The following is a 9,643-nucleotide window of genomic DNA, read 5'->3' as shown; positions in this document are numbered from 1 at the left end:
GGTGCGGTTGAGGAGGTTGTGGCGGGGATTTTCGCCCAGGTGTTGGGTGTGGAGCGGGTTGGGGTGGATGACTCGTTTTTTGATTTGGGTGGGGATTCGTTGTTGGTGATGCGGGTGGTTGCCGCGGTCAACAACGCCTTTGGCACCAATCTGGCTGTACGCACGGTCTTCGACGCGCCGACTGTGAGTAGCTTGAACCAGCAGGTGCAGAACTACACCAGCGCGCAGGAGGCAGTGTCGGAGCTCTATGCGGCAGTGCACGGCCGCGGCGCCGCCGAGGTGCACGCCGGCGATCTGACCCTGGACAAATTCATCGATGCCCAGACGTTGGCCGGTGCCACTACGGTGCCGGGTCCGGTCACCGAGGCGCGGACCGTTTTGCTCACCGGAGCTACCGGATTCCTGGGCCGCTACCTGGTACTGGAATGGCTCGAACAGGTGGAGCGGGTCGGCGGCAAGCTGGTCTGTCTGGTGCGAGCGACGTCCGATGAGCAGGCCCGCCAACGTTTGGAGAAGACTTTCGACAGCGGTGACGCGCAGTTGCTGCGTCATTTCCAGGAACTGGCCGCCGATCATCTGGAGGTCCTTGCCGGTGACAAGGGCCAAGCCAACATGGGCTTGGGCCAGCAAACCTGGCAGCGGCTGGCCGATACCGTTGATCTGATTGTCGATTGCGCAGCCCAGGTCAACGCTGTGCTGCCTTACAGCGAAGTGTTTGCGTCTAACGTCGCGGGCACTGCCGAGCTGATCCGACTCGCACTGACCACCAGGCTCAAGCCATTCACGTATGTGTCGACCGCTGATGTGGGTCGCCAGATCGAGCCGGCCTCGTTTACCGAGGACGCTGATATTCGGCGTATCAGCGCGACTCGGGTCGTCGACAACAGCCCGGCCAATGGCTATGGCAACAGCAAATGGGCTGGTGAGGTGTTACTACGGGAAGCCAACGACCTCTGTGGGCTACCGGTCGCGGTGTTTCGTTGCGGGATGATCCTTGCCGACACCACGTATGCGGGCCAGCTCAACATGTCGGACATGGTCACCCGGATGGTGCTCAGCGTGGTGGCCACTGGGCTGGCACCGACTTCGTTCTTCCAACTCGACGACGCGGGTAATCGACAGCCCACGCACTTCAATGGGCTGCCCGTCGAGTTTGTTGCCGAGGCGATCACCACGCTGGGCGCCCAAGTAATCGACGGGTTTGAGACCTATCACGTCATGAATTCTCACGACGACGATGGCATCGGGCCCGACCGGTACGTTGACTGGGTGATTGAAGCCGGCTACCCGATCGAGCGTGTCGATGACTTTGGGGAGTGGTTGCAGCGGTTGGAGACTGGCCTGCGTGCTTTAACGGAGTCACAGCGTTGGCACTCGCTGTTGGAGATGGTGCTGCAGCGTGAGTCTAATGATGTCAAAGCCCCACCGCCGCCGCGTGAACGCACACCATCGACCGACCGGTTCCGTGCAGCGGTGCAACAAGCCCACATCGGCCCCACCAACGACATCCCCCACGTCTCGGCGCCGATCATCATCCAATACATCACCAACCTGCAACAGCTCGGACTGCTCTAATGCCTCAAATCGTTAATTCATTGGCATTAGCTGGCGACCGAATCGGGGTTTTGGTCGGCAGTTATGGCTCAGGCGGAGCGGTTTGGCCCCGATGCCGGTTTTGCCGGATTCGTCCGAGACATCCGCATGATGCTTTCTACGGCGCCTGGCGCAGCGTGGGACGTCGTGATCACGCCTACGTCCTACAGAGCGCGGTGGGCGAGTCTTGTCTGGCAGGGGGTTAGCCCGTGTCAGACCGGAGACGCCCTTCGCGAGCGACCTCTAAACGCTGCCCGTCCGACGGTGAGATGCGGCAAAACAATTGGCTCGCACACGTAGACCATGGTTTTTTCACCTTGCACCAGGCCGTTGGCCGCAATGTCGTCATGCAGAGCATGTGGGTTGTCGACCACGACATCGACATCGAGGGGTTGACGCGGTTTCATCGAAATCTCGGTTTGGGAGTACTGGGACGACGTATCGAGCGTTCCCCGCTGAAGTTCGCCCGGAATAGGTGGGTCTTAGCTGAGGAACCGGTCGACATCGAATTCGCCGAGGGCGCTCGTCCACGCTCTGAACTCGGTGATTGGGCTGATGAGCGTGCGGCGGTGCCGATAGATCCGGAGCGAGGGCCTGGTTGGCATCTCGGTGTTCTTCCCCTGACCGATGGCTCGACGGCGGTCACCTTGGTGTGTTCCCACTACCTGATTGATGGTTTGGGGCTGATGGGGGCGGTCGTTGATGCGGTCTTGGGTAATGTGCATGATCTGGGCTTACCGCCCCCGGATTCACGAACTCGACGGCACGCGTTGACTCAGGACGCTTGCAGGACAGTACGGGATGTGCCCGAGGTTGCCCGGGCGGTTATCGCGGGGACAAAACAGAGCTTGCGCCTTCGTGGTGCTGCCCGGCCATCGGTATCACCTCCCGTCATCGCCAGCGGCAGCGATGACGAGGACCTTGTCGTGGTGCCGACTGTCACAATCCAGGTCAGGGTGGATGACTGGGACGCTTGCGCGGATACTCTTGGTGGAACGAGTAAGACGTTGGTTGCCGGGTGGGCTGTGAAACTCGCGGAGCACATGGGGCGGCGACGTGCGAGTGACGGCGCCGTCACGTTGTCTATTCCCATTCGCGACCGCCCGATGGGGAATGCACTGTCATTCGTACCCACGTTCCCGACGTCGGCAGTGGTCACTAGCGTCGATCCGACGCTAGTGACCACTGATCTGCGTGGCGCCCGCGCAGCCATCAAACAGGGGCTGAGGGATCTGCAGCAGCAAGGAGACGGTGACCCATCGCAGCTCCTCTGGTTAGCTGGGTTCAGGCGGAAGCGGACGTGGAAACGGATAATCGAAGCGATGGACGCCGACCCTGATGCCACGGTGATTTGCTCCCACTTCGGCGAGGTGCCCCCGGTAGTTCACCGTCTCGACGGTACCGACTCTGCGTGTATCCTGGCGCGAGCAGTCAACCAGCACGAAAAACGGAGGTGGCTCGATCAAGCCGGTGGCCAAATGGTTGTGCAGTCTTGGCGCACCCAAGACTCGTTTGACATTTGTGTCAGCGCCTACCAACCGGGTGCTGAGAACACCCGACGCGCTTTGACTGAGTCGGCTGAAAAAGCGCTGGCCGCCTTCGGATTGACCGGCAAGATCGAGTAATCAATCCACACCAAACTCTTCCGAATCCCGGACAAGGCATCCACAATGTGGGACTCGCTGCGTACGTCGGGTCATCGTGGACTCGATTTGTGCTGGTCCTAGGACTGGACAGCGTATCTTGCGGGTGCCGGAGGAGATGCTCCCGGGATTTGGTCGATGCCACGATCTAGGGCATACTGTTCGGGTTGCCTTGAGCCGGGTTCGCGCCTGGCCGGGCATACGACCAGCGCCCAAACGGGCGCGTCCGGTCCCATCCTTGTAGCGACTATTTTTTGGCCGCGAACAAGGCTGCGTTTGGGTGACACGCCCGACCGCGGGGGCCGGTGGACCACGACAGGTAAACAGCGGCGCAGTATCCGGCGCGGCGCTCGACCGGCCCCAATGGGTCGGGTTTGAGTCGGCGCGTCGGGGGCACCAGGCCCGGATAACGGGCCTCAAGAGGAGTGAGGGTAGGAGAAGCGTGGCGGGACAGAAGATCCGCATCAGGCTTAAGGCCTACGACCATGAGGCCATCGATGCCTCGGCGCGCAAGATCGTCGAGACCGTCGTCCGTACGGGTGCCAGCGTCGTAGGGCCGGTGCCGCTGCCGACCGAGAAAAACGTGTATTGCGTCATCCGCTCCCCGCATAAGTACAAGGACTCGCGGGAGCACTTCGAGATGCGTACGCACAAGCGGTTGATCGACATCCTTGATCCGACGCCGAAGACCGTTGACGCGCTGATGCGCATCGATCTTCCGGCCAGTGTCGACGTCAACATCCAGTAGGGGGTCGGCGAACTCATGGCAAGAAAAGGCATTCTGGGTACCAAGCTGGGCATGACGCAGGTGTTCGACGAGAACAACCGCGTCGTGCCGGTGACTGTGGTCAAGGCGGGGCCCAACGTCGTGACGCGGATCCGTACCCCGGAGCTTGACGGCTACAGCGCCGTGCAGTTGGCCTACGGTGAGATCAGCCCACGGAAAGTCAACAAGCCCGTCACGGGTCAGTACGCCGCCGCGGGTGTGAACCCGCGCCGCCACTTAGCTGAGCTGCGTTTGGACAACCCCGACGCGGCAGCCGAATACGAGGTCGGTCAGGAGTTGACGGCCGAGATCTTCGCCGACGGCGCCTACGTCGACGTGACCGGTACCTCCAAGGGCAAGGGCTTCGCCGGCACCATGAAGCGTCATGGCTTCAGCGGCCAGGGCGCTAGCCACGGTGCTCAGGCGGTGCACCGCCGTCCGGGCTCGATCGGCGGCTGCGCCACTCCTTCACGCGTGTTCAAAGGCACGCGGATGGCGGGCCGGATGGGTAGCGACCGGGTGACCGTCCAGAACCTGGTGGTGCACAAGGTCGATGCCGAGAACGGTGTGCTGTTGATCAAGGGTGCGGTCCCCGGCCGCACCGGCGGACTCGTGGTGGTCCGCAGTGCGATCAAACGAGGTGAAAAGTAATGGCAGCCAAGAAGATTGACGTAAAGTCGCCGGACGGCAAGGTCGACGGGTCCATCGAGCTGCCCGCCGAGTTGTTCGACGCGCCGGCCAATATCGCGTTGATGCACCAGGTGGTCACCGCGCAGCGAGCGGCGGCCCGCCAGGGCACGCACTCGACCAAGACGCGCGGCGAGGTCAGCGGTGGTGGCCGTAAGCCCTACCGGCAGAAGGGCACCGGACGCGCTCGGCAGGGTTCGACGCGCGCCCCGCAGTTCGCCGGTGGTGGTGTCGTGCACGGCCCCAAGCCGCGCGACTACAGCCAGCGCACGCCCAAGAAGATGATCGCGGCGGCATTGCGCGGGGCGCTGTCCGACCGGGCCCGCAATGGCCGCATCCACGCGGTCACCGAGCTGGTGTCGGGTCAGACTCCGTCTACCAAGAGCGCCAAGGCGTTTCTGAGCACGCTGACCGATCGCAAGCAGGTGCTGGTCGTGATCGGCCGCACCGACGAGGCCGGCGCCAAGAGCGTGCGCAACCTGCCAGGTGTGCACATCCTGTCGCCCGGTCAGCTCAACACCTATGACGTGCTGCGCTCCGATGACGTGGTGTTCAGCGTCGAGGCGCTCAACGCCTACATCGCGGCAGCAACGGGCAACGCTGACAACAATGATGTGGAGGTTTCGGCCTGATGGCGACCGTCACCGACCCACGCGACATCATCTTGGCTCCGGTCATCTCCGAGAAGTCCTACAGCCTGCTCGACGACAACGTGTACACCTTCGTGGTGCACCCCGATTCGAACAAGACGCAGATCAAGATCGCTATCGAGAAGATCTTCTCCGTCAAGGTCGCATCGGTGAACACCGCGAACCGGCAGGGCAAGCGGAAGCGCACCCGGACGGGATTTGGCAAGCGCAAGGGCACTAAGCGCGCGATTGTCACCCTGGCCCCGGGCAGCAAGCCGATTGACCTGTTCGGAGCACCGGCCTAGCCGGGCCCGAGAGAAAGACCTGATAAGACATGGCAATTCGCAAATACAAGCCGACGACCCCGGGTCGTCGCGGCGCGAGCGTGTCCGACTTCGCCGAGGTCACTCGCTCAGAGCCGGAGAAGTCGCTGGTGCGTCCGCTGCACGGGCACGGTGGGCGTAATGCTCACGGCCGCATCACCACTCGTCACAAGGGTGGTGGTCACAAGCGTGCCTACCGGGTGATCGACTTCCGGCGCAACGACAAAGACGGCGTCAACGCCAAGGTCGCGCACATCGAATACGACCCGAACCGCACCGCCAACATCGCGCTGCTGCACTTCCTGGATGGCGAGAAGCGCTACATCATCGCCCCACAGGGACTCTCGCAGGGCGATGTGGTGGAGTCCGGCGCCAACGCCGACATCAAGCCCGGCAACAACCTGCCGTTGCGCAACATCCCGGCCGGTACGTTGGTCCACGCCGTGGAGCTGCGGCCGGGCGGCGGTGCCAAGATGGCGCGGTCAGCCGGGTCGAGCATCCAGTTGCTCGGTAAAGAGGGCACCTACGCATCGCTGCGTATGCCCAGTGGTGAGATCCGTCGCGTCGACGTGCGCTGCCGCGCCACCGTCGGCGAGGTGGGCAACGCCGAGCAGGCGAACATCAACTGGGGCAAGGCCGGTCGTATGCGCTGGAAGGGCAAGCGTCCGACCGTCCGTGGTGTCGTGATGAACCCGGTAGACCACCCACACGGTGGTGGTGAGGGTAAGACCTCCGGTGGTCGTCACCCGGTCAGCCCCTGGGGTAAGCCCGAGGGCCGTACCCGTAAGCCGAACAAGGCCAGTAACAAGCTCATAGTCCGACGCCGGCGCACCGGCAAGAAGCACGGTCGCTAGGAAGTCGAGGAGTAACAGATGCCACGCAGCCTTAAAAAGGGACCGTTCGTCGACGACCACCTGCTCAAGAAGGTGGACGTGCAGAACGAGAAGAACAGCAAGCAGGTCATCAAGACCTGGTCGCGTCGTTCGACGATCATTCCGGATTTCATTGGCCACACATTTGCGGTGCACGACGGTCGCAAGCACGTCCCGGTGTTCGTCACCGAGGCGATGGTCGGCCACAAGCTCGGCGAATTCGCGCCGACGCGCACCTTCAAGGGGCACATCAAGGACGACCGGAAGGCCAAGCGCCGATGAGCACCACGACGACTGAATTTCCCTCGGCGACAGCTGTCTCACGGTTTGTGCGGGTGTCGCCGACAAAAGCGCGCCGGGTGATCGACCTGGTGCGTGGCAAGTCGGTGACCGACGCGCTCGACATCTTGCGCTGGTCGCCACAGGCCGCCAGCGAGCCGGTCGCCAAGGTGATCGCCAGTGCCGCAGCCAACGCGCAGAACAACAACGGATTGGACCCGGCGACCCTGGTGATCGCCACGGTCTACGCCGACGACGGCCCGGCCGCCAAGCGCATCCGGCCGCGGGCGCAGGGCCGCGCGTTCCGGATCCGCCGGCGCACCAGCCACATCACCGTCGTGCTGGAAAGCCGCCCGAGCAAGGACCAGCAGTCCTCTAAGTCGTCGCGGACGCGCCGCGCCGAGGGCAGCAAGGCAGCCGCGAAAGCGCCGGCCAAGAAGGCGCCGGCGAAGAAGGCTGATTCTGGTCCGAAAGCCAACAAGGCGCCGTCGAAGAAGGCGCCTGCCAAGAAGGCTGCGGCGAAATCCGCTGAGGCCAAGGCAGAGACTGCGGCAACGTCTGAGACTTCTGACGCGAAGGGAGGCTCAGACTAGTGGGCCAGAAGATCAATCCGCACGGTTTCCGGTTGGGGATTACCACCGACTGGAAGTCTCGCTGGTACGCCGACAAGCAGTACGCCGACTACGTCAAGGAAGACGTCGCGATCCGCCGGCTGCTGTCGACCGGTCTGGAGCGCGCCGGCATCGCCGACGTGGAGATCGAGCGCACCCGCGACCGCGTTCGGGTCGACATCCACACCGCGCGTCCCGGCATCGTCATCGGCCGCCGCGGCACCGAGGCTGACCGGATTCGTGCGGACCTGGAGAAGCTGACCGGCAAGCAGGTCCAGCTGAACATCCTCGAGGTCAAAAACCCGGAGTCGCAAGCACAATTGGTGGCCCAGGGTGTGGCCGAGCAGCTGAGCAACCGCGTGGCTTTCCGCCGCGCAATGCGTAAGGCCATCCAGTCGGCGATGCGTCAGCCCAACGTCAAGGGCATCCGGGTGCAGTGCTCGGGCCGCCTCGGTGGCGCCGAGATGAGCCGTTCGGAGTTCTACCGCGAGGGCCGCGTGCCGCTGCACACCCTGCGCGCCGATATCGACTACGGCCTGTACGAGGCCAAGACCACCTTCGGCCGGATCGGTGTGAAGGTGTGGATTTACAAGGGCGACATCGTCGGCGGCAAGCGCGAATTGGCCGCTGCCGCACCGGCAGGTGCCGACCGTCCGCGTCGCGAACGGCCGTCGGGCACCCGCCCGCGCCGCAGCGGCTCATCGGGTACCACGGCCACCAGCACTGAGGCTGGACGGGCCGCCGGCGCCGAAGAAAGAACGGCATCTGCCGCGGCCGACAGTGCGCCTGCCCCCGAACCGCAGAGCACGGAGAGCTGAATCATGTTGATTCCCCGCAGAGTTAAGCACCGTAAGCAACACCATCCCCGCCAGCGCGGCATCGCCAGCGGTGGCACGGAGGTTAACTTCGGCGACTTCGGTATCCAGGCCCTCGAGCACGCCTACGTCACCAACCGGCAGATCGAGTCCGCGCGTATCGCGATCAACCGGCACATCAAGCGTGGCGGCAAGGTGTGGATCAACGTATTCCCGGACCGTCCGCTGACCAAGAAGCCCGCGGAAACCCGGATGGGTTCCGGTAAGGGTTCCCCGGAGTGGTGGGTCGTCAACGTCAAGCCGGGCCGGGTGCTGTTCGAGCTCAGCTACCCCAACGAGCAGACCGCGCGGGAAGCGCTGACCCGTGCAATCCACAAGTTGCCGATCAAGGCACGCATCATCACCCGAGAGGATCAGTTCTGATGGCAGTGGGCATTTCGCCTGGCGAACTGCGTGAGCTCACCGACGAGGAGCTGACCGACCGCTTGCGCGAATCCAAGGAGGAGCTGTTCAACCTCCGCTTCCAGATGGCGACGGGACAGCTCAGCAACAACCGCCGGCTACGCACCGTGCGTTCGGAAATCGCCCGTGTGTACACGGTGCTGCGTGAACGAGAGCTGGGCCTGGCGTCCGGACCCGACGGTAAGGATTCCTGATGGCAGAAGCTAAGGCCGCACCCAAGAAGGCCGCTGCGAAGGATGGCGCTTCGAAAGAGAAGGGCCCCCAGCACACTCCCGCGAACCCGAAGACGCGTGGCCGGCGTAAGACGCGCATCGGCTACGTGGTGAGCGACAAGATGCAGAAGACCATCGTGGTCGAGCTGGAAGACCGCATGCGTCACTCGCTGTACGGCAAGATCATCCGGACCACCAAGAAGGTCAAAGCGCACGACGAGGACAGCGTCGCCGGCATCGGCGACCGCGTCTCGCTGATGGAGACGCGTCCCACATCGGCCACCAAGCGGTGGCGTCTCGTCGAGGTGCTGGAAAAGGCCAAGTAACTCCAAGCGACCAAGGAACGCCCGGGACTTCACAGTCTCGGGCGTTTCGCTTTGGCGAGCTGAGGGCGCCGCCCGCCGAGCGTAGCGCCACTGCGAAAAAAGTTCGGAATTTTCGCAGTGGCGCTACGCTCGGCGCATGTCCACTGACTCGCGAGACTTTCAAGGCAAGATCGAGCTGGATATTCGTGATTCGGAGCCGGATTGGGGTCCGTACGCGGCGCCGACGGCGCCGGAGGGTGCGCCGAATGTCCTGTATTTGGTGTGGGATGACACGGGCATCGCGACCTGGGATTGTTTCGGTGGCCTGGTGGAGATGCCCGCGATGACGCGGATCGCCGAGCGTGGTGTCCGGTTGTCGCAGTTCCATACGACTGCGCTGTGTTCACCGACGCGGGCGTCGCTGCTGACTGGTCGCAATGCCACGA

The 9,643-nt window shown here is 63.5% G+C and carries 14 protein-coding genes; all 14 read left to right on the top strand.

The features are described 5' to 3' along the window. Positions 1-1,575: thioester reductase domain-containing protein (locus H7K34_RS09680; RefSeq protein WP_264061695.1), on the top strand; the 1,575-nt coding region annotated here is incomplete at its 5' end. Positions 1,576-1,862: 287 nt separating this feature from the next. Then, the gene (locus H7K34_RS09675; RefSeq protein ID WP_264061690.1) at positions 1,863-3,218 is read left to right on the top strand and encodes a hypothetical protein; all 1,356 of its coding nucleotides are present in this window, start codon (positions 1,863-1,865) and stop codon (positions 3,216-3,218) included. Between the two features lie 460 nt (positions 3,219-3,678). After that, positions 3,679-3,984, top strand: coding sequence for a 30S ribosomal protein S10 (gene rpsJ / locus H7K34_RS09670; protein WP_003873519.1), 306 nt, complete (start codon positions 3,679-3,681; stop codon positions 3,982-3,984). Positions 3,985-3,999: 15 nt separating this feature from the next. After that, positions 4,000-4,653 carry a 50S ribosomal protein L3 gene (gene rplC / locus H7K34_RS09665; RefSeq protein WP_108925328.1) on the top strand — a complete coding sequence of 218 codons (654 nt, stop codon included), beginning with the start codon at positions 4,000-4,002 and terminating at the stop codon, positions 4,651-4,653. Continuing rightward, positions 4,653-5,321: a 50S ribosomal protein L4 gene (rplD, locus tag H7K34_RS09660; protein ID WP_264061689.1), complete on the top strand. Its 669-nt coding sequence runs from the start codon at positions 4,653-4,655 to the stop codon at positions 5,319-5,321. The genes rplC and rplD overlap by 1 nt, the downstream gene beginning before the upstream one ends. Beyond that, positions 5,321-5,623 (top strand): 50S ribosomal protein L23, encoded by a 303-nt coding sequence (gene rplW / locus H7K34_RS09655; RefSeq protein WP_108925332.1) that lies wholly within the window; start codon positions 5,321-5,323, stop codon positions 5,621-5,623. Before rplD ends, rplW begins: the two co-directional genes overlap by 1 nt. 29 nt (positions 5,624-5,652) lie before the next feature. Continuing rightward, complete coding sequence (gene rplB, locus H7K34_RS09650) at positions 5,653-6,495, top strand: 50S ribosomal protein L2 (protein ID WP_264061686.1); 843 nt, start codon at positions 5,653-5,655, stop codon at positions 6,493-6,495. A gap of 18 nt (positions 6,496-6,513) precedes the next feature. Beyond that, positions 6,514-6,795 carry a 30S ribosomal protein S19 gene (gene rpsS, locus H7K34_RS09645; RefSeq protein WP_025738376.1) on the top strand — a complete coding sequence of 94 codons (282 nt, stop codon included), beginning with the start codon at positions 6,514-6,516 and terminating at the stop codon, positions 6,793-6,795. Then, positions 6,792-7,385 (top strand): 50S ribosomal protein L22, encoded by a 594-nt coding sequence (rplV, locus tag H7K34_RS09640; RefSeq protein WP_264061684.1) that lies wholly within the window; start codon positions 6,792-6,794, stop codon positions 7,383-7,385. The genes rpsS and rplV overlap by 4 nt, the downstream gene beginning before the upstream one ends. Then, a complete protein-coding gene (gene rpsC / locus H7K34_RS09635) occupies positions 7,385-8,221 on the top strand; it encodes a 30S ribosomal protein S3 (protein ID WP_264061683.1) in 837 nt (278 codons plus the stop codon). The genes rplV and rpsC overlap by 1 nt, the downstream gene beginning before the upstream one ends. A gap of 3 nt (positions 8,222-8,224) precedes the next feature. Further along, positions 8,225-8,641, top strand: a complete 417-nt coding sequence (gene rplP, locus H7K34_RS09630) for a 50S ribosomal protein L16 (protein WP_096284779.1) — start codon at positions 8,225-8,227, stop codon at positions 8,639-8,641. Then, complete coding sequence (rpmC, locus tag H7K34_RS09625; protein WP_108925338.1) at positions 8,641-8,874, top strand: 50S ribosomal protein L29; 234 nt, start codon at positions 8,641-8,643, stop codon at positions 8,872-8,874. The genes rplP and rpmC overlap by 1 nt, the downstream gene beginning before the upstream one ends. Further along, complete coding sequence (rpsQ, locus tag H7K34_RS09620) at positions 8,874-9,218, top strand: 30S ribosomal protein S17 (protein WP_108925340.1); 345 nt, start codon at positions 8,874-8,876, stop codon at positions 9,216-9,218. The genes rpmC and rpsQ overlap by 1 nt, the downstream gene beginning before the upstream one ends. Before the next feature lie 136 nt (positions 9,219-9,354). Continuing rightward, a partial coding sequence (locus H7K34_RS09615) for a sulfatase-like hydrolase/transferase (protein ID WP_264061681.1) occupies positions 9,355-9,643 on the top strand: 289 nt, incomplete at its 3' end.

It is taken from the genome of Mycobacterium montefiorense, assembly GCF_025823255.1.
GTDB lineage: Bacteria > Actinomycetota > Actinomycetes > Mycobacteriales > Mycobacteriaceae > Mycobacterium > Mycobacterium montefiorense.
The sequence above is the reverse complement of the archived record's forward strand: the minus strand, read 5'-3'. Positions and strand labels throughout refer to the sequence as shown.

What these genes read in the sequence shown, in the direction of transcription:
- H7K34_RS09675 (WP_264061690.1), top strand. Translation starts at nt 1,863, where the DNA reads ATGCGGCAAAACAATTGGCTCGCACACGTAGACCATGGTTTTTTCACC.
- rplC (WP_108925328.1), top strand. Translation starts at nt 4,000, where the DNA reads ATGGCAAGAAAAGGCATTCTGGGTACCAAGCTGGGCATGACGCAGGTG.
- rplD (WP_264061689.1), top strand. Translation starts at nt 4,653, where the DNA reads ATGGCAGCCAAGAAGATTGACGTAAAGTCGCCGGACGGCAAGGTCGAC.
- rplW (WP_108925332.1), top strand. Translation starts at nt 5,321, where the DNA reads ATGGCGACCGTCACCGACCCACGCGACATCATCTTGGCTCCGGTCATC.
- rplB (WP_264061686.1), top strand. Translation starts at nt 5,653, where the DNA reads ATGGCAATTCGCAAATACAAGCCGACGACCCCGGGTCGTCGCGGCGCG.
- rpsS (WP_025738376.1), top strand. Translation starts at nt 6,514, where the DNA reads ATGCCACGCAGCCTTAAAAAGGGACCGTTCGTCGACGACCACCTGCTC.
- rplV (WP_264061684.1), top strand. Translation starts at nt 6,792, where the DNA reads ATGAGCACCACGACGACTGAATTTCCCTCGGCGACAGCTGTCTCACGG.
- rplP (WP_096284779.1), top strand. Translation starts at nt 8,225, where the DNA reads ATGTTGATTCCCCGCAGAGTTAAGCACCGTAAGCAACACCATCCCCGC.
- rpmC (WP_108925338.1), top strand. Translation starts at nt 8,641, where the DNA reads ATGGCAGTGGGCATTTCGCCTGGCGAACTGCGTGAGCTCACCGACGAG.
- rpsQ (WP_108925340.1), top strand. Translation starts at nt 8,874, where the DNA reads ATGGCAGAAGCTAAGGCCGCACCCAAGAAGGCCGCTGCGAAGGATGGC.